The 21,497-nt window shown below is 73.9% G+C and carries 20 protein-coding genes; 10 read left to right on the top strand and 10 right to left on the bottom strand.

From position 1 onward, the window contains the following. Positions 1–38 precede the first annotated feature (38 nt). The 7 genes from O7603_RS19020 (at position 39) to O7603_RS18990 (ending at position 10,950) form a co-directional block, all read left to right on the top strand. Complete coding sequence (locus O7603_RS19020; RefSeq protein ID WP_281576733.1) at positions 39–2,009, top strand: DUF5941 domain-containing protein; 1,971 nt, start codon at positions 39–41, stop codon at positions 2,007–2,009. Between the two features lie 15 nt (positions 2,010–2,024). Beyond that, positions 2,025–4,235 carry a bifunctional glycosyltransferase family 2 protein/CDP-glycerol:glycerophosphate glycerophosphotransferase gene (locus O7603_RS19015; RefSeq protein WP_281571154.1) on the top strand — a complete coding sequence of 737 codons (2,211 nt, stop codon included), beginning with the start codon at positions 2,025–2,027 and terminating at the stop codon, positions 4,233–4,235. 146 nt (positions 4,236–4,381) lie between these two features. After that, a complete protein-coding gene (locus tag O7603_RS19010; protein WP_281571153.1) occupies positions 4,382–5,683 on the top strand; it encodes an ABC transporter ATP-binding protein in 1,302 nt (433 codons plus the stop codon). A gap of 70 nt (positions 5,684–5,753) precedes the next feature. Continuing rightward, on the top strand, positions 5,754–6,809 hold the full coding sequence (locus O7603_RS19005) for a hypothetical protein (RefSeq protein ID WP_281571152.1): 1,056 nt from the start codon (positions 5,754–5,756) through the stop codon (positions 6,807–6,809). Positions 6,810–7,308: 499 nt separating this feature from the next. Then, positions 7,309–7,773 carry a DUF4442 domain-containing protein gene (locus O7603_RS19000; RefSeq protein WP_281571151.1) on the top strand — a complete coding sequence of 155 codons (465 nt, stop codon included), beginning with the start codon at positions 7,309–7,311 and terminating at the stop codon, positions 7,771–7,773. A 55-nt stretch (positions 7,774–7,828) separates the two neighbouring features. Continuing rightward, positions 7,829–8,581 carry a beta-phosphoglucomutase family hydrolase gene (locus O7603_RS18995; RefSeq protein WP_281571150.1) on the top strand — a complete coding sequence of 251 codons (753 nt, stop codon included), beginning with the start codon at positions 7,829–7,831 and terminating at the stop codon, positions 8,579–8,581. Then, positions 8,578–10,950: a glycoside hydrolase family 65 protein gene (locus O7603_RS18990; RefSeq protein ID WP_281571149.1), complete on the top strand. Its 2,373-nt coding sequence runs from the start codon at positions 8,578–8,580 to the stop codon at positions 10,948–10,950. Before O7603_RS18995 ends, O7603_RS18990 begins: the two co-directional genes overlap by 4 nt. A gap of 90 nt (positions 10,951–11,040) precedes the next feature. On the opposite strand, the gene O7603_RS18985 is transcribed toward O7603_RS18990, so the two are convergent. Further along, positions 11,041–11,244, bottom strand: coding sequence for a hypothetical protein (locus O7603_RS18985; protein WP_281571148.1), 204 nt, complete (start codon positions 11,242–11,244; stop codon positions 11,041–11,043). Between the two features lie 260 nt (positions 11,245–11,504). On the opposite strand from O7603_RS18985, the gene O7603_RS18980 reads away from it, so the two are divergent. Continuing rightward, entirely contained in the window at positions 11,505–12,158 is a 654-nt protein-coding gene (locus O7603_RS18980; protein WP_281571147.1) for a dienelactone hydrolase family protein, read from the top strand. Here O7603_RS18980 and O7603_RS18975 read toward each other — a convergent pair. After that, positions 12,147–13,271: an AI-2E family transporter gene (locus tag O7603_RS18975; RefSeq protein ID WP_281571146.1), complete on the bottom strand. Its 1,125-nt coding sequence runs from the start codon at positions 13,269–13,271 to the stop codon at positions 12,147–12,149. The two genes, O7603_RS18980 and O7603_RS18975, sit on opposite strands and share 12 nt — an antisense overlap. A 221-nt stretch (positions 13,272–13,492) precedes the next feature. On the opposite strand from O7603_RS18975, the gene O7603_RS18970 reads away from it, so the two are divergent. Beyond that, a complete protein-coding gene (locus O7603_RS18970) occupies positions 13,493–13,675 on the top strand; it encodes an antitoxin (protein ID WP_281571145.1) in 183 nt (60 codons plus the stop codon). 87 nt (positions 13,676–13,762) lie between these two features. On the opposite strand, the gene O7603_RS18965 is transcribed toward O7603_RS18970, so the two are convergent. Further along, a complete protein-coding gene (locus O7603_RS18965; protein ID WP_281576732.1) occupies positions 13,763–14,650 on the bottom strand; it encodes an aminoglycoside phosphotransferase family protein in 888 nt (295 codons plus the stop codon). 133 nt (positions 14,651–14,783) lie between these two features. On the opposite strand from O7603_RS18965, the gene O7603_RS18960 reads away from it, so the two are divergent. Continuing rightward, on the top strand, positions 14,784–16,142 hold the full coding sequence (locus O7603_RS18960; protein WP_281571144.1) for an FUSC family protein: 1,359 nt from the start codon (positions 14,784–14,786) through the stop codon (positions 16,140–16,142). 10 nt (positions 16,143–16,152) lie between these two features. On the opposite strand, the gene O7603_RS18955 is transcribed toward O7603_RS18960, so the two are convergent. The 7 genes from O7603_RS18955 to O7603_RS18925 form a co-directional block, all read right to left on the bottom strand. Next, the gene (locus O7603_RS18955) at positions 16,153–16,815 is read right to left on the bottom strand and encodes a C39 family peptidase (protein ID WP_281571143.1); all 663 of its coding nucleotides are present in this window, start codon (positions 16,813–16,815) and stop codon (positions 16,153–16,155) included. Between the two features lie 269 nt (positions 16,816–17,084). Continuing rightward, positions 17,085–17,492, bottom strand: a complete 408-nt coding sequence (locus O7603_RS18950) for a TIGR03618 family F420-dependent PPOX class oxidoreductase (RefSeq protein ID WP_281571142.1) — start codon at positions 17,490–17,492, stop codon at positions 17,085–17,087. A gap of 26 nt (positions 17,493–17,518) precedes the next feature. Next, positions 17,519–17,860, bottom strand: coding sequence for a YkvA family protein (locus O7603_RS18945; RefSeq protein WP_281571141.1), 342 nt, complete (start codon positions 17,858–17,860; stop codon positions 17,519–17,521). 105 nt (positions 17,861–17,965) lie between these two features. Then, positions 17,966–18,766 carry a hypothetical protein gene (locus tag O7603_RS18940; protein ID WP_281571140.1) on the bottom strand — a complete coding sequence of 267 codons (801 nt, stop codon included), beginning with the start codon at positions 18,764–18,766 and terminating at the stop codon, positions 17,966–17,968. Positions 18,767–19,134: 368 nt separating this feature from the next. Further along, positions 19,135–19,509 carry a hypothetical protein gene (locus O7603_RS18935; RefSeq protein ID WP_281571139.1) on the bottom strand — a complete coding sequence of 125 codons (375 nt, stop codon included), beginning with the start codon at positions 19,507–19,509 and terminating at the stop codon, positions 19,135–19,137. Positions 19,510–19,795: 286 nt separating this feature from the next. Then, positions 19,796–21,028, bottom strand: coding sequence for a WXG100 family type VII secretion target (locus O7603_RS18930; RefSeq protein WP_281571138.1), 1,233 nt, complete (start codon positions 21,026–21,028; stop codon positions 19,796–19,798). Beyond that, entirely contained in the window at positions 21,021–21,389 is a 369-nt protein-coding gene (locus tag O7603_RS18925; RefSeq protein WP_281571137.1) for a hypothetical protein, read from the bottom strand. Before O7603_RS18925 ends, O7603_RS18930 begins: the two co-directional genes overlap by 8 nt. Between the last annotated feature and the right edge of the window lie 108 nt (positions 21,390–21,497).

Here is a 21,497-nt window from a genome sequence, read left to right as displayed (position 1 = left end):
TCGCGATCGTGCTCGCCGGCGGCGCCGCCGCGGCGGGCCTGCCGACCCGTACCGGGGAGACGCTCGCCGACCGGCTCGCCGCGCAGTGCCGCCGGGCCGGCGCGGAGGAGGTCCGGTTCGCCGCCGACCTGGAGCAGCTGGCCGCGTTGGCCGACACCGCCATCGGGCCGGTCCTGGTGACCGGGGGCGACCTGGTCGCGCACACCGCCGTTCTGCGGCATCTGGCCACCAGCCCCGTCGGGCCGACGGTGGCGCTGGTGCTCGCCGACCCGCCGACCGCCGCGCGGACGGCGGTACGTGAGGAGCGCGGCCAGGTGGTCGACGCGGGCCCGCCCGGCGCGCTGAACGGCGAGGCCACCGGAGTGTTCGGCGGCGCGCTCCGGGTCGGCACGGACGACCTGCCCGCGCTCGCCGCCGCCGCGCGTGCGGTGGCTGCGGGAACCGCGGCGCCGACCGCCGAGCCGGGGCGGCCGGCGGTCACCGGGCCCGCGGTGGACCAGCTCTTCGCCGGCCTCACCGTGCTCGGCACGCTGGTCTTCGCCCACCGGGTACGGCTGTTGGTCGCCCACCGGGTGACCGATCCGGTCGAGCTGACCGCGGCCGACGCGGCGCTGGCCGGGGTCGACGAGGACCGGGCCGAGCTGCGCCTCGCGGTCAAGGAGCGGGACGACTTCTTCTCCACCTACTTCGTCAGCACCTGGTCGCCGTACGTGGTGCGGGCCGCGGCCCGGCTGGGGCTCGGCCCGACCACGGTCACCGTCATCTCGATCCTGTTCGCGGTGGCCGCCGCCGTGCTGTTCGCCGTGGGCGGCAGTCGGCCCGCGCTGGTCGGCGGGGCGGTCCTGCTCTACCTGGGCTTCGTGCTGGACTGCGTGGACGGTCAGCTGGCGCGGTACACGCGGAACTTCTCCGCCTGGGGCGGCTGGCTCGACACGATGGCCGACCGGGCGAAGGAGTACGTGGTCTACGCCGGCCTCGGCTACGGCGCCACGCAGGCCGGCCACCGCTACGGCTGGGCGCTGGCGATCGCTGCGATGACGCTCCAGACCGTCCGGCACATGACCGACACCTGGTACGGCGTGCTGCACGACGAGGCGGCCCGGCGGCCCCGCCCGGCCGGTACGGGAGGCGGCGGCATCGGTGACCGGCTGAACGCCGCGTCGACCCGGGTGCAGGCCGACACCGGCTCGCTGTCGTACTGGCTGAAGCGGACCGTGGTGTTCCCGATCGGCGAGCGGTGGGCGCTGGTCGCGCTGACCGTGGCGCTGTTCAACCCCCTGGTCAGCCTCGTCGCGGTGCTGGTCTGGGGCACGCTGGCGTTCCTCTACACGGGCGCGCTGCGTACGCTGCGGGCGCGGTGGATGTGGGTGCCGGTGCTGGACACGGTCGACGCGACCCTGCACCGTGACGACGGCCCGCTGGCCACCCGGCTGCCGGTGGTCCGCCCGATGGGGCCGCTCACCCTCGCGGTGGTCGCGGCGCTCGGCCCGGTGGCGCTGCTGGTGCTGGCGCTGGTCGCCGCGTCCGGCGACGACGGGGCGGGCGGGCTGCGCTGGCTGCTGCCGGTGGCGCTGCTGGTGCTGCTGGTCGGCGGCCTGGGCGCCGGTGCGGCGCACAACGGTCCGCTGGACTGGCTGGTGCCGGCCGCGCTGCGGGCCGCCGAATACCTCTTCGCCATCGCCGTCGGGGTGATCGGGGATGTGCCACCGTGGCTGATCTTCGGCTACGTCCTCGTGCTCACCGTGCACCACTACGACCTCACCGCGCGGCTGGAGAAGCGGCAGGCGCCGCCGCCGCTGCACCCGGCCACGCTGGGCTGGGAGGGGCGCTCGGCGCTCCTGGCGCTGGCGGCAATCGTCGGGTTCGCGGGTATCGGGATGGCTACACTCGGTACGTACCTTCTCGTGGTTTTCGTGGCGAGCGTCGTCCTGGCCTGGGTCGTCCTGCCGGCCCGCGCGGCGCGGGCGTCGGCGGTGCCGGTGCGGACGGGAGGCGGCGCGCCGGGCTGACGGAGGGACGGCCGGATGACCTTGATCAGCTTCGTCGTGCCGGCCTTCCGGGTGCAGGGCTACCTACGCGAGTGCCTGGACTCGATCCTCGACCAGCCCTTCACCGACCTCGAGGTGATCGGCGTCGACGACTGCTCACCGGACGACAGCGGCGAGATCATCGACGAGTACGCGGCGCGTGACCAGCGGGTCCGCGCGGTCCGGCTGACCGAGAACGTGGGGCTCGGTCCGGCCCGCAACGTCGGGCTGGACCGGGCCGTCGGCGACTACGTCTGGTTCCTCGACGGCGACGACTGGCTGGCGCCGGGGTGCCTGCCAGAGGTGGCGGAGCGGCTGCGCGCCACCCGGCCGGACGTGCTGCTGGTCGACCACGTGCGCACGCACTGGAACAACACCGCCACCCCGAGCGCTTTGCGCGAGGTCTTCCCCGAACCGCCCGGGGCGGGGACGTTCCGGCTCCGTGGCCGGCCGGAGACGTTGCGGCTGCTGCACACCGCGTGGAACCGCGTGGTCCGCCGGCAGTTCCTCGTCGACCTCGGGCTGCGCTTCGAGCCCGGATGGTACGAGGACGTGTCGTTCAGCTATCCGGTGCTGATGGCCGCGGACCGGATCGGCGTGCTGGACCGGGTCTGCGTCAACTACCGGCAGCGCCGGGCGGGTGCGATCACCCGGACCCGGGGTGACCGGCACTTCGAGGTGTTCCCGCAGTGGCACCGGGTGTTCCAGCTGATGGACCGCTGGGGGCCGGCGGTCGACGACCTGCGCCCGGCGGTGTTCGAGCGGATGATCTGGCACTACCTGATCGTGCTCGGCAACGGGCAGCGGATCGCCCCGGAGCTGCGGCCCGCGTTCTTCGCGCAGATCACCGCCGACTACGCCCGCTGGCTGCCACCGGGCGGCTACTCCGCGCCGGACGGGGTGGAGGGGCTCAAGCACCGCCTCGTCGCCACCGGCAGGTGGCGGACGTTCAGCGCGCTGCGCGCGGCCAACCGGGCCCGGGACACGGCACGGCGCTCGGCCCGGACCGCGCGGCGGCGGGTGACACCGGTGGCCCGGCGCAACGCCCGGAGAGCCCGGGAGGTGCTGCTCCGCGAGTACTACCGGGCGGAGCTGCACCGCCCGGTCGACCCGTCGCTCGCGGTGTACGCCGCGTACTGGTACCGGGGGTACGCCTGCAATCCGGCGGCGATCCACGAGGCGGCCCGTCGGCTGGCGCCGGAGATCCGTGGAGTGTGGATCGTCCGGCGGGACCGGGTGGACACCGTGCCGCCCGGGGTGGAGTACGTGGTCGCCGGCACGCCGGCCTACTACCGGGTGCTCGCCCGGGCCCGCTGGCTGGTCAACAACGTCAACTTCCCGGACTTCGTCCGCAAGCGGCCCGGATCCGTCCACCTGCAGACCCACCACGGCACGCCGGTCAAGGTGATGGGGCTTGACCAGCAGCGCTACCCGATCGGCGCCGGCCAGATGGACTTCGGCGGGCTGCTGCGCCGGGTGGACCGCTGGGACTACAGCATCACCTCGAACAGCTTCTCGACCCAGATGTGGGACCGGGCCTATCCCGCGGCGTACACCACGCTGGAGGTCGGCTATCCGCGCAACGACCGGCTGGTCGCCGCGACCGCCGACGAGGTGCTTCGACTGCGCGCGGACCTCGGGATCGGGCTGGCCGAGCAGGTGGTGCTGTACGCCCCGACGCACCGCGAGCACCTGCCCAACTACCGGCCACCGTTCGACCCGGACCGGTTCCTCGACGCGCTCGGCCCGTCCGGCCGGCTGCTCATGCGCAGCCACTACTTCCACGACCGGGACCGCCGTCCCCGCCCGACCCCGGAACGGGAACGGATCCTCGACGTCAGCGCCCACCAGCGGGTCGAGGACCTCTACCTGGTCGCGGACGTGCTGGTCACCGACTACTCGTCGGCGATGTTCGACTACGCCGTCCTGGACCGGCCGATCGTCGTGTACGCACCCGACTGGGAGGCGTACCGGCTGGCCCGCGGCGTCTACTTCGACGTGACCGCGGAGCCGCCCGGCGCGGTGGCCACGACCTTCGCCGACCTGCTCGACCTGTTCCGCACGGGCGAGGCCCGGTCGGACGCCGCGGCCAAAGCACGCCAGCAGTTCCGGGCCCGGTTCTGCGCGCTCGACGACGGGCACGCGGCCGAACGGGTGGTCCGCCAGGTCTTCCTCGGCGAGCGTCCGGAACGGCACCGCGCCTGCTGATCGCCGCCCGGAGGGCATCGTCGGCCCTCGATAGGGGGTAACAGAGCCGTCACCGCCCGAACATGGCACGTTTACCCGATGTGCTGATGGCATGATCTTGGTCACAGTCATTCGGGGGTTCGGCCGGACGACTGGGGGAGGTGGCGGTGACCACCGTCGCGCTCAAAGATGTCACCAAGGTCTTCAAGGACGGCACGGTCGCCGTCGACAGCATCAACCTCGACGTCGCCGACGGAGAGTTCATGGTGCTGCTCGGCCCCTCCGGGTGCGGGAAGTCGACGGTGCTGCGGATGGTCGCCGGGCTCGAGGACCCGACGCACGGCGCGCTGCTGCTCGACGGTGAGCTGGCCAACGACCTGCCGCCCCGGGACCGGAAGATCGCCATGGTCTTCCAGGACTTCGCGCTCTACCCGCACATGACCGTCGGCGACAACATCGCCTTCCCGCTGCGGCTGGCCGGCGTGGAGTCGGTGCCACGCGGCGAGCGGGTCAGCGACGTGGCCGGCGCGCTCGGCATCGGCGACGTGCTCGGCCGCCGGCCCAGCCAACTCTCCGGCGGACAGCGCCAGCGCGTGGCGATGGGCCGCGCGATCGTCCGCCGGCCCGGGCTCTTCCTGATGGACGAGCCGCTCTCCAACCTGGACAGCGGGCTGCGTGCCGAATTGCGCGCGGAGATCTCCGGCCTGACGCGCGAGCTGGGCGTCACCACCATCTACGTCACGCACGACCAGGCCGAGGCGCTCACCATGGCCGACCGGGTGGCGATCATGCGGCGTGGCGTCCTGCAGGACGTCGGCACACCCACTCAGGTGTACGGCCGGCCGGCCACGCTCTACGTCGCCGCGTTCCTCGGCAGCCCGCGGATGAACCTGCTGGAGGCGTCGGTCTACGTCCACCTCGACCGGTACGTCACCCTGACCCTTGGCGAACAGGCGCTCTACCTGCCCTGGGACGACATCCGGAGTCGCGCGGTGGCGCACTACCACGGGGAGCGGATCGTGGTCGGGATGCGCGCCGAGGCACTCACGCCGGTCAGCCCGGACAGTCCGGGCGACGTTCTCCACGGCCGGATCCGCTACCTGGAGCACCACGGCCACGAGTCGCTGGCGTTCCTCGACGTCGGTGCGACCGCGATCGTGGTGGACGAGATGGGCAGCCGGGGCGGCGACCCGCTCGACGTCGGCCAGCGCGGCCTGCGCCGCTTCGGCCAGGTGATGCAGCGGCTGACCGGCCGGCAGGTGGACGCCGCGGAGCCGACCCCGGTCGGTGTCCGGACGAGCGTGCTGCCCGACTCGGGCCGGCACCGCCGGCGCCCGGCCGAGCTCGGGGTGCGCCTCGCCCCGTACCCGGCCGTCTCCGCCGGCCACGCGCTCTCGGTCCGGGTACGCATGGACGCGCTGCACTTCTTCGACGAGCGGGGCGACCGCATCGATGTGGGGTGGCGCTGAGTCGGCCGGGTGCCCTACCGTCTGCGCACCACCACCATCCATGAAGAACCGATGAGAGAGGGGCGCGCCCGTGTCGGGTGACCGTCCGAATCCACTGGTCATCGAGCGCATCCTGCGCGACCGGGAGGGCATCTGGCAGCAGATCGTGGCCGAACGCGACCTGAACGCGCTGACCGGCCGGATGCTGGTCAGCTCGGCGATCGCGCTGGCCTGCTACGGGGCGGTGCTGGGTGCGTTCCACAGCGTGCTGATGGCATTGACCTCGGCGGTCAAGCTGCCGCTGCTCTTCCTGATCACGCTGGCCATCTGCCTGCCCACGCTCTACCTGTTCAATCTGGTCTTCGGTGCCCGCCTCTCGGTACGCCAGTCGCTGGCGCTGGTGATGGTGGCGATCACGGTCACCGCGATGCTGGCCGTGGCGTTCGCGCCGATCAGCCTCTTCTTCCTGATCACCGCCCCCGACTACGGATTCTTCAAGCTGCTCAACGTGGCGATCCTGACCCTCTCGGCCTTGGTCGGGCTGCGTTTTCTGACCGGCGGCATGCAGGTGCTCAACCAGCACGGCCTGCTCGCCCCGGCAACGCCCGCCGAGGGCACGACCGCGGGCGCGCCGGCGGTTGCGGCGCCGGCGGTTGCGGCGCCGGCTGGGCCGGCCACCGTGGCGGCGCCGGCCGAGTCGGTCGCCGTGCCGGCCGGGGCGACCGCGAACGGTGCCACCGCGGGCGGGGCGACCGCGGTCGCCGTGGGCGGGGAGGCGGTCCCGGCGCAGTCCGTGCCGGCCACGCCTACCGCGCCCGCCGCGGGTCCGGCGGTGCCCGCGCAGCCGGTGCCGGCCCTGGTCGGGGCGCCGCCGACCACCACGTTCCCGCCCGGGATGCTGCCGCCCGGCTATCCGGCGCAGCAGCGGCCCTGGGCGAACCCGCCGGTCCGGCGGGGCGAGCCGAACCAGCGGCCGGCGAGCATGACCCTGCTCTACATCTGGATCCTGCTCTTCGGGTTCGTCGGCACCCAGCTCGCCTGGACCCTGCGCCCCTTCTTCGGAGACCCGGGCCAGGACTTCGCGCTGTTCCGCAGCATCGACGGCAACTTCTATGCGGAGATCCTGCGCACCATCGCCAACCTCTGACCCCGATCCGATCGTGCCGGCCGGGCCGATCCGGGCCCGGCCGGGTGGGGGACGGATCCGGCCAGCTCCGGCCGCCCGGCGCAAAGCTCTGCGGAGCCTTTAGACCTGAGTCGGTTACGACATCAGCGACCGGGTGCCCCGCGACCTCGGCTCCGCGGCCTCATCCTGCGGTCGCGGGCCGTCCATCCGGACGGTAGCGGGCCGTCCAACCGGGCGGTCGCGGGCCGTCCAACCCGAGGGGAGCAGGCTGCCCAACTCGGCCACCACCGGTCCGCCACTCTGGCGAGTGTCGCGCGATGATGACGCAAACGACTCAGCTCTATAGCGTGCCTGGAGCCGAGCAGGGGCCGGACTCGCCCACCTCCCCGCGAGGCCCATGTGCACGGGCCTGGCCCGGCGGCGTGTCGAGTCGCCACCGAACCCGCCGCTCGCCGAGCTGAGGACGAGCGCGCCATCCCCGCCTCTTGCCCGGCAAGTTACCGACGAGTAGCGTCGGGGTATGTCCATCGACTCTCGCCAGGTGGCGACCGGCATGCTCGAGGCCGTGCCGTTCGCCCGTACGCTCGGCTTCGAGTTCGTCGAAGTCGCCCCGGAGGCCGACGGCGGCGTCCGGGCGGTCGTCCGGCTGCCCGACTCGCCGGCCACCCACAACCACGTCGGCGGCCCGCACGCCGGCGCCATGTTCACCCTCGGCGAGACCGCGTCCGGCGCGGTGGTGCTGGCCGCTTTCGGTCAGCTCCTCGACCGCGCGGTGCCGCTGGCCGTCCGGGCCGAGATCGCGTACCGCAAGCTGGCCCTGGGCCCGGTACGCGCCACCGCTCGGCTGGGCCGGCCGGCGTCCGAGGTGACGGCCGAGCTGGAGTCCGGCCGGCGGCCGGAGTTCCCGGTCGAGGTCGAGATCGCGACCGAGGACGGCACGCCGACCTCGGCGATGACCGTGGTCTGGACGTTGCGTCCGCAGTGACCCCGGGCGGGCGGAAACGGGTTTGTCGGCCCGATCGGGTGGATAGATTCGTACCGTGCTGGGCCTACCTGCTCATGTGACCGCCTGTCTCTTCGATCTGGACGGAGTGCTGACGCAGACCGCCCGGGTGCACAACGCTGCCTGGACAGAGACGTTCGACGCGTACCTGAAACAGCGTGCCGCGGCCACCGGCGAGCCGTACCGGCCGTTCGACCCCGGCCCGGACTACAACCGGTATGTCGACGGGCGTCCACGCGCCGACGGGGTCCGCACGTTCCTCGCCTCCCGCGGGATCGTGCTCCCCGAAGGCAGCCCGGACGACCCGCCGGACGCCGAGACGGTGAACGGGGTCGGCAACCGCAAGAACGTGCTGCTGCTGGAGCGCCTGCGCACCGACGGGGTCGACGTCTACCCCGGCTCGGTGACCTACCTGAAGGCGGCGGTCGCCGCCGGGCTGCGCCGAGCCGTGGTCACGGCGAGCGCCAACGGCCGCGAAGTCGTCGCCGCCGGCGGCCTCCAGCCGCTGATCGAGGACCGGGTGGACGGTCTGGTCGCCCGGGCCGAGGGGCTGCGCGGCAAGCCCCATCCGGACACCTTCCTGGCCGGGGCGCGGCGGCTCGGCGTCGAGCCCGCTCAGGCGGCGGTCTTCGAGGACGCCCTCTCCGGCGTGCAGGCCGGTCGGGCCGGCGGCTTCGGCTACGTGGTCGGGGTCGACCGGGTGGGCCAGGCCGACGAGCTGCGGGCTCACGGCGCCGACGTGGTGGTCACCGATCTCGCCGAGCTGCTGGACGAAGGGCGCGCCGCATGATCAGGGAACGGGCCTATCCGGTCGAGCCGTGGTACGTCCGGGAGATCCGGTTGGACATGGACGTGCTGGCGCAGTCCGAGTCCGTCTTCGCCCTGTCCAACGGGCACGTCGGGCTTCGCGGCAACCTGGACGAGGGCGAGCCGCACGGCCTGCCCGGGACGTACCTGAACTCGTTCTACGAACTGCGCCCGCTGCCGTACGCGGAGGCCGGGTACGGCTTCCCGGAGTCCGGCCAGACCGTCGTGAACGTGACCAACGGCAAGCTGATCCGACTGCTGGTCGACGACGAGCCGCTGGACGTCCGGTACGGCGAACTGCTGTCCCACGAGCGGATCCTCGACATGCGCGCCGGCACCCTGCACCGGGAGCTGCACTGGCGCTCGCCGGCCGGCCGCGAGGTCAAGGTCCGCAGCACCCGGCTGGTCTCGTTCACCCAGCGGGCGGTGGCCGCGATCAACTACGAGGTGGAGGCGGTCGACGGTCCGCTGCGGCTGATCGTCCAGTCCGAGCTGGTCGCGAACGAGACGCTGCCGGCGCAGAGCCGCGACCCGCGGGTGGCGGCCGTGCTCGAGTCGCCGCTGACCGCCGAGGAGGAGCTCACCACCGAAGACGGTGGCCTGCTCATCCACCGGACCAAGGTCTCCGGGCTGCGGGTCGCCGCCGCGATGGACCACGAGGTGCACGGCCCGGAGCACACCACCATCGAGTCCGAGGGCTACGAGGACTGGGTCCGCACCACCATCGGCTGCGTGCTCAGACCGGGTGAGACGCTGCGGGTGGTCAAGTACCTGACGTACGGCTGGTCCAGCCGCCGCTCACTGCCGGCGCTGCGCGACCAGGTCGGCGCGGCGCTCGCCGCGGTCCGCCTCGACGGCTGGGACGGGCTCTGCCGGGAGCAGCGGGGCTACCTCGACGAGTTCTGGGACGCGTCGGACGTGCGGGTCGAGGGCGACCCGGAGGTCCAGCAGGCGGTCCGGTTCGGTCTGTTCCACGTGCTCCAGGCGGGCGCCCGGGCCGAGCGCCGGCCCATCGCCGCGAAGGGGCTGACCGGACCGGGGTACGACGGGCACGCGTTCTGGGACACCGAGATGTTCGTCCTGCCGGTGCTGACGTACACCCAGCCGAACGCGGTCCGCAACGCGCTCTACTGGCGGCACGCCACGCTCGACAGCGCCCGGGAGCGGGCCGAGACCCTGAACCTCCAGGGCGCGGCGTTCCCGTGGCGGACGATCGAGGGCCCAGAGTCGTCCGGCTACTGGCCCGCCGGCACCGCGGCGTTCCACATCGCCGCCGACGTCGCCGACGCGCTGCGCCGCTACGTCCTGGTCACCGGCGACGAACAGCTGGCGCAGGAGATCGGGCTGGAGCTGCTGGTGGAGACGGCGCGGCTGTGGCGGTCGCTCGGCCACCACGACCGGCACGGCGTGTTCCACATCGACGGGGTGACCGGGCCGGACGAGTACACCGCGGTCAAGAACGACAACATCTACACCAACCTGATGGCGCAGCGGAACCTGTTCACCGCCGCCGAGGTGGTGGGGCGCTACCGGGACGAGGCGGAGCGCCTCGGTGTCACCGACGAGGAGGCGGCGAGCTGGCGGGACGCGGCGTCGTCCATGCATGTCCCGTACGACAAGGAGATCGACGTTCATCAGCAGGTGGAGGGGTTCACCCGGCTCCAGGAGTGGGACTTCCTGCACACGCCGCCGGAGAAGTACCCGCTGCTGTTGCACTACCCCTACTTCGACCTGTACCGCAAGCAGGTGATCAAGCAGGCGGACCTGGTGCTCGCCATGCACTGGCGGGGCGACGCGTTCACCCCGGACCAGAAGGTCCGCAACTTCCTCTACTACGAGCGCCGCACGGTGCGGGACTCGTCGCTGTCCGCCTGTACCCAGGCGGTGCTCGCCTGCGAGGTCGGCCATCCGGAGCTGGGGCACAGCTACCTGCGCGAGGCCGCCCTCATGGACCTGCACGACCTGAACGAGAACACCCGCGACGGTGTGCACATGGCCTCGCTGGCCGGCGCCTGGATCGCGTTGATCGCCGGGTTCGGCGGCCTGCGCGACCACGACGGCACGCTGTCGTTCTCACCCCGGCTGTCCAGCCGGCTCAGCCGCCTGGAGTTCTCCCTGCTGTGGCGCGGGATGCGGCTGCGGGTGGACGTCCGGCCGCACCAGACGACGTACGCGCTGCGCCACGCGGAGCAGGACGACGTCGTCGAGCTGCGGCACCACGGCGAGACCCTTCGGATCACCTGCGACGAGCCGGTGACCGTGCCGGTGCCGCCGGCGCATCCCTCCGGGCCGCCGCCGGAGCAGCCACCGGGCCGGGGCCCGCTGCTCCGCCTGCCGGAGCGGGAGACGTGACCGACCCGGGACACGGCCGGTTCCCGTACGCCCGGTGAACCACGCGGCCGGGACGGTCACTCCCGCCCCGGCCGTCGTACGCGTCGACTGTCAGGTGAAGCGCTCGCCGGTCGACGGGCGACCCTCGGCGTCGCGTGGTGCCATCGTCCGCGGATCGTCGGCGGTACGCGCGTGCGCCACGTCGTCCGCCCAGTCCTTGTTGCGCTCGGCCGACCGGAGCCGGTGCTCCTCCTCGGACCTCTGCTGGTGCCGGGACGCCTGTTGCTGCCGAGACGTCTGCCGCTGCTGGGCCATGGTGATCCTCGCGATCCGTCGGGGCGCGATGCGCCGACACGGTCTGCGGTCATCCGTCGGCTACCCGGCCCGCCGATCGACAAACGCCGCCGGAGACAGCCCCGCCGATCGGCCCCGCCGGGCGGGGCTGATCCCCCGGCAAGGACGCGCTCGGCGGCGCGGGGAAGCGTGCGCTCGGCGGCACGGAGACGCGTGCGGTCGGCGGCGCGGGGTAAGCGGTACGTGGCCGGCGGCCCCGCCGGTCGGTGGGAGGTCACGGCATGGACGTGAAGATCAGCGAGGTGACGATCCCGGTCGGGGAGGCGGAGCTTCCGGCCGACCTGGTCCTCCCCAGCGACCCGGTCGGGGTGGTGCTCTTCGCACACGGCAGCGGCAGTTCGCGGCACAGCCCCCGGAACGTGGCGGTGGCCCAGGTGCTCAACCGGCAGGCGCTCGGCACCGTGCTGGTCGACCTGCTCACCCCGGCCGAGGACGCGGTGGACGCCCGCACCGCCGAACTCCGCTTCGACATCGGGCTCCTCGCCGACCGGCTGTCCGGCATCGTCGACTGGCTGGGCACCGAGCCGTCGACGCGCGGGCTCCCGATCGGTCTCTTCGGTGCCAGCACCGGCGCCGCCGCGGCCCTGGTCAGCGCGGCGGCCCGCCCCGACCAGGTGCGCGCCGTGGTCTCCCGGGGCGGCCGGCCGGACCTGGCCGGTCCCGCGCTCTCCGCCGTACGCGCCCCGACGCTGCTGCTGGTCGGCGGCCTGGACGACCAGGTGATCACGCTCAACGAGCAGGCGCGCGACGCCCTGCCGGGCTCGGTGAAGCTGAGCATCGTGCCCGGCGCCACCCATCTCTTCGAGGAGCCGGGCACCCTGGACCAGGTCGCCGACGCCGCCACCACCTGGTTCGCCACCCACCTACGCCGGTGACCCGGCGGTGCGGCGGTGCTGTTGGACGGTGTCGATGACGCGCCAGACGACGGCGGTGATCGGGACCGAGACGAAGGCGCCGGCGATGCCGGCGATCAGCGTGCCGGCGGTGACCGCCACCAGGATCACCGCGGGATGCAGCCGAACCTGCCGCTTCATGATCAGCGGCTCGAGCAGGTTGCCCTCGATCTGCTGCACGGCGATCACCGCGGCCAGGGTCAGCAGAGCCGTGGTCGGCCCGTTCGCGGCGAGCGCCACCAACACCGCGATCGCACCGGCCACGGTCGCGCCGAGGATCGGTATGAACGCGCCGATGAAGGTGATCAGCGCCAGCGGCAGGGCGAGCGGCACCCGGAGCACCACCAGCGCCAGGCCGATGCCGATGGCGTCGATCGCGGCGATCATCATCGTGCCCCGGCTGTACGCCCCGAGCGTCCGCCAGCCCATCCGTCCCGCCTCGGCGGCCACCTCCCGGTTCGGCCCGGTCATCCGGGTCAGCACCCAGCGCCACATCGTCCGGCCGTCCTTGAGCAGGAAGAAGAGCAGCACCAGGGCGAGGAGCGCGGAACCGAACACCTCGGTGAGGGTCCGGGCCCCGGCGACCGGGTCGAGCGAGCCCTGACCGATGCCCTGCCGGACCCGCTCGACGAACCGGTCCAGCTGCTGGTCGGTCACGGGAAGCGTGGAGGTGACCAGGTCGCGGGTCCGGCCCAGGCCCTGCCGCAGCTGCTGGCTCAGCTCGTCGAACTGGCCGGCGGTCAGGTTCCACGCCAGCACGCCAACCCCGACCAGGACGCCGACCAGCAGCAGGATGGTCAGCAGGGCGGCCAGCGACGCGGGCAGCCGCAGCCGGCGCAGCAGGAGCAGCACCGGATCGAGCAGCGCGGTCAGGAAGATCGTGACGGCCACCGCGATGGCCAGCGGCGCCAGCAGCACGGCGATGCGGCCCAGCAGGTAGAGCCCGGCCACGACCACCACCAGGCAGGCACTCCACAGCACCGCCGAGCGGACCAACCAGGGCAGCCCCGCCCAGGCCTGTCGCGGCCCGTTCGCGGCCTGGTCCGGCGCCGTCGCGCCGGGCGTCCGCCCGGGACCGTCGTCGTCCACGTCCACCGCCACCCTCCTAGGTCCGGCCGGGGTCTGGCCGGTCGGTACCCGTCCGACGTCCCCCCGACACCCGTCGCGCCCACGGGCTACCGGATCGGCGCGGTTCGGGACGTCTCCGCTCCGGCGTCCGCGCCAGGGGCTAAGGGCCGGCTCGTCCGGATCGACGGTGTTTGCGGCCGGGGGCCACGGGAAGGCTCCGGGTTCGAGCCGGAATCGAGGAGGACGCCGTGCGCGACTTCATGGACAAGGCCAAGGACTTCGCGAACAAGCACGACCAGCAGGTGGACCAAGGGCTGAAGAAGGCCGGTGAGATGGCCGACCGGCGCACCGGCGGCAAGTACAAGGACCAGATCGACAAGGGTGTCGACCGGGCCCAGGCACGCACCGGTGAGGGTGACCAGGTTCGCTGACGTACGACTCTCCCGGGCCGCCGCGCGACGGTGGCCCGGGAGTGTCCTGTCCGGAGGGTCGGTGCCGGCCGCTGTGCCGCGGTCGGCCTAGCTCGACGCGGCGAGGAGGGCGCCGAGGGTGTGCCGGGCGGTGCCGGCCATCACCGGGTTGGTGTCGACGTAGTAGGCGAGCGCGCCGATCGCCTGGACCAACGCCCAGCCCCGGCCGCGTTCCCAGGTCGCGTCGTCGACCCCGAGCGCGCGTCGGTAGACGCCCCGGGCGGCCGGGTTGAGCAGGTTCCACGCCGGCATGAGGTCCACGGCCGGGTCGCCGACGCACACCGCCCCGAGGTCGATGACGGCGGCCAGTCGGCCGTCACGGACCAGCAGGTTGCCCGGCATGAGATCGGCGTGCAGCCACACGTCGGGGCCGCCGTGAGCCGGCGCGTCGAGGCAGGCGGCCCAGATCCGGGCGAGCCCTGTGGTGTCGACGAGGTGCGTGCTCTCGGCCAGGTACCGGCGGACGTACCGGTCCATGTCGTGCAGCGGCCCGCCCCGGCTCAGGCCGTTCCAGGTCGCCCCGCCGGTGTCCGCCCGGTGCAGGGCGGCGACGAAGCCGGCGAGGTCACGCGCGAACCGCAGCGGGTCGTCGATGCTCGCGTCGCCCGCGATCCGGCCGGGGATCCAGCGGTACGCCGACCAGGAGCCGGGATAGCCGGGACCCGGCTCGCCGAGGGCGAGCGGTTCGGGCACGGGCAGGGGCACCTGGGGAGCGATCCGGCGAGCGTTCTCCTGTTCGCCGGTCAGCGCCTCGCGGACGTCGGGACCGGGCTGCAGCGGGAACCGCAGGACGATGTCCTCGCCGAGCCGGAAGAGCGCGTTCACCGTGCCGTGCGAGACGACCGGGCGTACGGAATGGTCGGCCCAGCGGGGGAACTGCGCGGCCACGAGGGCGGCGACGACATCGGGGGTGATGTCGACCTGGTCGGCGTGCATCTTCACCGGCCGATCGTCGCGTCCGGCGCCGCCACCACGCGACCGGTTTTCCGGGGGGCAACGGCACGATCCGCCCGGTCGGCATGATCCCGCCCGCCACGATTCACCGGGCCGGGGTGGGGTAAGCGCGACCATGGCCCAGGACCGTCCCGCCGCCGAGCCCGCGCGGTCGCCGCTCGGCGCGGTGGCCGAGCGGGGCGGTGAGCACGTGGCGCGGGCCCGGCACCTCGGCGGTGAGGCAGGAAAGATCCGGCTGCGCCAGCTTGAGGTCACCGGCGTGATCGCGGTGCAGTCCGGACTGGCGTCCGCGCTCGCCGCGCTGCTCGCCCAGCATCTACTCGGCCCCGGAGCGCACGTCTTCGCACCCGCCGCCGCGGTCGCCACCATCGCCACCGCGATCGGCCAGCGGGCCCGGCGCACCTTCGAACTGCTCGCCGGGGTGGGGCTCGGCATCGTCATCGGGGATCTGCTGCGCTTCGCGCTCGGGTCGGGTCCGTGGCAGACCGGACTGGTCGTCGCCCTGGCGATCGCCACCGCCCTGCTGGTGGCGGGCCGGGGCGGAGCGCTGGTCGGCCAGGCGGGCGGTACCGCCGTCCTGATCTCCACGCTCGCGCCGATGGAACGCGGACTCGAGGTGCCGCGGATCCTCGACGCGCTGGTGGGCACCGGGATCGGATTGCTGGTCGTGGCGCTGCTGCTGCCGGTGAACCCGATCCGGGTGCTGGACCGGGCGGCGACGCCGATCTTCGACACGGTGACCCAGCAGCTCGACACGATCGCCGCCGCCCTGCGGCAGCGGGACGCCCACCAGGCGATCGGAGCCCTGGAACGGCTGCGCGGGCTCGAGGCGGACGTCGGCCGGTTGAACGAGGCGCTCAGCGGCGCGGAGGAGGTGGTCACCCTGGCACCGGCCCGCTGGCACCGCCGCGCGCAGTACCACCGGTACGCGCGCGGCGCGACTCACCTGGAACGGTTCGCCCTGGACGTGCGGGTGCTGGCCCGGTGGTCGTCGACCGCGATCCAGTACGACGAGCCGATCCCGGAGGAACTGCCGGCCGCCATGACGCGGCTCGGCCAAGCGGCTCGCGTGCTGCGCGAAGACTGCAGCAGGGGCGAGAAGTCCGGCCGGACGAGGGCGCTCACGCTGGAGGCGGCCGACCTGGCCGGCCGCGCGTGGGCGGAGGGGGTGCGATCGTTCGGCGAGGCGCTGATCACCGATCTCCGTGCCGCCTCGAGCGATCTGCTCCGGGCCGACGGATACGAGCCCGAGGAGGCCAACCGGCTGGTGCGGACCTCGGCCGGCGCGGGCGAGGCCGCGGTGCGTCCGCCCGTACACCGCCGGCTGCACCGGACCGGCCAGCGGCGCTTCTCCACCGGTGCCGACGGCATGGCGCGGCGCTCCGCGCTCCGGGCCAGCCTTGGCCGCAGGACGGGCCGGGCCCGGGGAATCGGACGGGCCGGGCTCCCCCGGAGAGGGAGCCCGGCCCGCTGACGCCGTGACGTCAGGAGGAGTAGCCGCGCTCGGCGATCCAGTTGGCGACCTTGCCGAGAGGCATCCAGTACTCACCGTCGGTCGGGTCGGCCGGGTCGGCGATCTGGATCGCGTCCCCACCGTCCCGGTAGCCGACCAGGGTCAGGTAGTGGCCGCCCTCGTACGAGTGCGGAACGCCTTTCGCGTCCACCGCCGTGCCCTTGACGTTGGCCACCACCGGCCGGCCCGCGTCCAGCGCGGTCATCACATCGGTACGCAGCCGCTCGACCTGCTCCGGCTTGGCCACCGAGTCACGGATCTCGGTGGTCTTGTACTTGCCACCGGTCAGCTCGTTGAGCACCCGGGTGGTGTCCAGAGCCGAGGCGGTGCCGGCCTCGGTGGTCCCCAGCATGGCGGCGACGTCGTCCTGCGAGATCGCCTTGCCCTGCGCGGAGAGCGCGATCCGGGTCGCGGCCGGACCGCAGTAGTAGAAGTTCGGCTGGGCCTGGTAGTCGATGCCCAACGTCCGCTCGGCCCGCCGGTCGTGCTGGCCACCCTTGTCGGACTGGGTGGACGTCGCCGGGCCGGTCTGGGCCGGAGCCGCCTGCGCGGCGACCGCGGGACCCAGCACGCACCCGCCGGCGACCAGGAGGCCGGCGACAGAGAGGCCGCTCTTGTGAATGATCGGGTTCATGGGTCGGGCTCCAATCAGGGGGTCGGCGCCTCCGAGGGAGGCGCGAAGCACCAGGACAGGCGCTCGGCTCAGCAGCGGAACGGCCCCGGGAGCACACTGCGTCCGGGGCCTACCGGGGGATGTAACGGCCCTGCTCCGACCGGCATTCCAGCCGGGTAGGCGTCAGGACGTGGCGCTGGGCACCAGAAGTCGCCGGCGTACGGCAGGCCGCGCCGGCGGTGGTGGAAAACCGGACCGGGCGGGACGAACCGGGCAGACGGCGCCGAGGGTCAGAGACCGCCCAGCAGCCCGGTCACGGTGATCTCGATGACCACCCGGGCGGGATTCGGGCGCGGCGTGCGGTAGCGCTCCGCGTAGCGACGTTCCGCCTCCGCCACCGTGGCCGCATCCGACCGCACGACCGCCCGGCCCTCGATGGTGAGCCACCGCCGGCCGTCGACCTGGCAGACCGCCACCGGGGCGCCCTGCGCGCCCGCCGCGGCCACGTGGCGGGCCTTCCGGGAGGTTTCACTGGTGATGACCCGGGCCAGGCCGGCGGCGGGGTCGAGGGTGACCCCGACCGGTACCACGTGCGGGGTGCCGTCCGGGCGCAGCGTGGTGAGCGTGGCGAGGTGCCGCTCCCGGCAGAACTCGACGACCCGCTCGTCCCGTACGTCCAACCGGTGCGTGCTCGGCATTCGCGTCCCCTGTCGCCTGCGGTCCGTCACCGCACAGGCCGGCGGGCCCGGCCCGATTCCGGCGGCGCGTCCGGCTGCCCGGGGAGCCGACGCGCGGCCGTGCGGTGCCGGTGGGCCAGCCGCGTGAGGTAGAGCAGCGCCCCGGCGAGGACGCCCATGTCGTCGAGGTAGATCGGGTCGGGCAGCAGGTCGACGGGGAAGATCGCGTAGATCAGGGCGCCGTAGAAGGCCACCTTGCCGCTCGCGCCGAGCGCGCCGAGCATGCGGCGGGCCCGGACAATCCGGACCGCTAGCAGCACGGCACCGACCAGTGTGGCCAGCGCCACGATGCCGGCGATCACCACGACGATCCACGCCTCCCGGGACATGCGGACACGCTAACCCAGGCGGACGATGTCGGCCGGGCAGCGGGCCACGTCGCCCCGCGCACGGGTGATCCGGCCGGTCAGTACGCCGGCATGCCGGCCCGGCCGTCAGTACGCCGGCACGGCGGCGCGGCCGCGGGCCACGATCACGTTCTCCCGGGTCTGCTGCTCCACGGGACGCGCGATCTCGCCGAGCGGCAGTACCACCTGCGACTCCTCGACCCGGCGGCCGGTCGCGGCGTACGCCCCCTCGCGGAGGCTGCGGGCGGCGGCCACGGCCAGCTCGGCGGCCCGCCAGGCGGCCTGCTCCCGCTCCCGGGCGGCCTGGTGCCGGGCGAGCAGGTTGTCCCGCACCGCCCGACGCAGGACCAGTTCCTGCTCCACCGGGTGCCGCCGCGGGTCCCAGCCGCCCCGGTGGGCGAAGACGTCGCTGAGCTGCTCCACCGACAGTTCCCGCCGCCAGTACGCGTCCAGCGCGGCCCGGTGCAGGTACCGCTCGCGGTCGACGTACTCGGCCGGCGTGCGGGCGGTCTGCGGCAGCGGCATCGCCGCGGCGGCGGCCAGCCGGCGGACGTCCGCCTCGGCTGCCTCGTACGCCTGCCAGGCGTCCTCGACCGACTCCTGCGCGGCCAGCCACTCCGTCCGGCGGCGCTGCGCCGTCGCGCCGGCCCGTTCCGCGGCGACCGCGACCTCCTGCGCGTAGCGTTCCCGTTCCCGTTCCTCCTGGGCGAGCTCCAGCTGGCTCGGCATGGCCGCCTGGCGGATCCGGGCGCCCGCGTCGGTCCGGAGCCGGCCCGGCCGCAGCAGCAACAGGGCGGCGACGGTGAGGGCCACCACGGCCAGCAGGCTCAGCCAGATCACGGCGGCCCGGGGCACGTCGGGCAGGACGGCGGAGAGGACGTTCTGCATCTTCTGCACCTCGTGGTCGGTTGTCGGGAGTGGACGAGTGGACTGATAGGGGCACCCCATCGGCGCCGGCGCGCTGCGGCCCGCTCGACCGGCGCCGCCCTCGGCGGCCAGACCCGGCGTCGCCTCGCGGGCCGGACCGGAGGCCCGGGGTCCGGAGCCGGAAATGCCGGGAGCCCGGGTGGGGAGCCGGAAGCCGGGAACCTGGGTCGAGAGCCGGATGCCAACACCGGGGCCAGGCCAGGGCCGGGGCCGGGGCGGTGGCACGCCACTTCGCCGAGCGGCGACAGCCGGGGCGTGAGCCGGACGAGGAATCGTTCCCGGGTCCGCCGGTCGGCGTCAGGTGGTCGCCGTCGGGGTGTGCCCCCCGGTCAGGCGAACGGTGGCCCGCGGCGGCCCGGTGCGCCGTGGCCCGGGCCGGCGACGGGGACAGCGTCCGGGGTCGTCGCCACGGCGCCGGCCGGGGCGGCGACCACACGCCCGTGGGCCGGGCGGATCGTCGAGGCGGCGGACTCGGCCAGCCGCTCGGCGGCCGGCGGGGCCTCGGGTCGCAGGACGTCGGCCTGGCTGGTCACCGCACTCGGCTGGAGCTGGGCGACGGTCGCCGGCGGAGGCGCGACCGGCCCGGTGGTGGCGCCGCCGAGACCGACGGCGAGCGCCAGGGCGGTCACGGCCAGACGGGTCAGCTCGCGCAGGGAACGCAGCGTGGCCCGCCGGACGGAACGGGCGGACGCTACGGACAACACGTCACCAACCTATCGCCCGTTGCTGCGGGCCGCAGCGGGGCGGACGGGGTCTGTGACGTGACCCGGCCCACCCGTTCGATGTGGACACCGACCGCCCGGCACGCCCGCGCGACGACCCCGTGCCGCCGAGCCGCCGTCACCGCCGCGCGAGGACCGTGTGCCGCCGAGCCGCCGTCACCGCCGCGCGACGACCCCGCACGGCCGGGCCCGCCGTCATCGCCGTGGCTGAACGGCGACGGCCCACCCGGAGGCCGGGTGGGCCGTCGTGACGTGTCGGGACGAGAGATCAGTCGGCGGTGCCGAGCACCGGCGGCGGGGCCGCCTTGCCGTCCTGCCAGACCATCTCGTCCTCGGTCAGCCAGGTGAGGCGCTCGTCGGTCTCGTCCTCGTCGTGGCCGCGCCCACCGAGCACGCCGGGCCGGTTGCCGCCCCGGCCGGCGCCGTCGCCGCGCCGGCCGTCCATGCTGCGCCCGACGCCGGTGGCCGACCGGTTCTCCGTCGGGGCGGGGGCGCCGGTCGGGCGGCCGGAGGTCGTCGTGGGGCTGCCGGCGGAGCTGGCCAGGGCGCCGGTGCCCACCAGGCCACCGGCCGGTGCGCCACCGGTCGCGCCGAAGAGCAGACCGGTGCCGGGGTTGGCGCTGGCAACCGTGGTGCCCGGGCCGGCGCCGAGCCCGGTGCCGGACACCAGGGGGCCACCGGCGAGCTGGTTGGCGCCGGCCAGGGACGTCCCCGCGTCGGGATCCGTGGCCCCCGGGCCAGCGAGCCCGCCCGTGCCGCCACCGACGGTCGTCTCGGGCAGATCACCGCCCCGGCCGCCCTCCGGGCCGGCACCGACCCGGTCCGGGGTCGCCACCGTGGCGCCGCCGGTGTGCGGGTTGAGACCCGTGCTGCCCGGTCCGGACGCCGGCGTGCCGACGGCCGGGCCGCTGCGCGGGGTCGAGCCGGTGCCGTCGACGGCGCCCGGCGTGTCCGGGTGCGGTGGCGGGGGCGTGACGACGCGACCGTAGGCGGAGAGGTCGTAACCGGCGGCCAGCTCGGCCACCACGTTGACCATGCGCTGGTGCGCCTTCTCCTGCTCTTCCTTGTCCTGCTGGTGGCCGAGCAGCCCGCCGACCACGATGCCCGGCACGCCGAAGACCGCTCCCTTGAGCGCCCCGTTGACGGCCTGGTCGTGGTCGTCGGTCTCCTCCGGGCTCTCCGCCTGCTTGTGCGCCGTGCGCAGCTGACCGGCCATCATGGTCAGGGCCTGCTTGACGTCGTCCATGCCCTCGCCGAGGGTGCCCGCGTAGCCGACCACGAGCGTCAGCCGTCGCTGGAACTCCTGCCCGGCGGAGCCCGTCCAGGTGTTGGCCAGCTTCTCCAGGTCGCCGCTCAGATCCCGGCCGAGGCCGTCGAGGATGCCCTTGAGCGAGGACCACTGGGCGGCCACACCGTCGATCTGCTCCGGCTTGCCGGCCATCACGGCGTCGTAGAGCTCCTGGTGGCTCACGCCCTGGTAGCGCTGAACGTACTCAGACACGCGGCCCCTCCTTCGGCTTCAGCGCCTCGTCGACCCCGTTGAGCGCGGCCGCGATGTCGGCCGCGGTGGCGGCGTTGCGCGCCTCGGTGGTGCGGTAGTTGGCCAGGATCGTGCTGGTCGCCTTCTGCGCCGCCTTCACCGCCTGCCGCAGCCGCTCGGCCTGGTCCACGTAGGACTGGTGGATCTCCGAGTATCGACGGGCGTTGCTGGTGGCGTCGGTGAACGAGCCGAGCGCCGGCGGTGAGCACTGCATCTCGGTGTTGAGCTTGCGCAACACCGACTCGGCCTGGGTCAGCCGGTCGGCCAACAGCGATTGGAAGTCCTCAAGGGACAACAGATCGACTTCCGTGCGCCCGGTCATGGCAACATCCCCGTGGTGGTAATCGACAACCGTTTGCCCGCACCAGGTTAGTCGACGGCCGCGACCGGGGCGACCCGCCGTACGGGCAGGCTGCCGCGAGGCCCGGTC

It is taken from the genome of Micromonospora sp. WMMD812 (assembly GCF_027497215.1).
Lineage (GTDB): Bacteria > Actinomycetota > Actinomycetes > Mycobacteriales > Micromonosporaceae > Micromonospora.
Note: the sequence above shows the minus strand (reverse complement) of the source record. Positions and strands in the feature narration are given on the sequence as shown.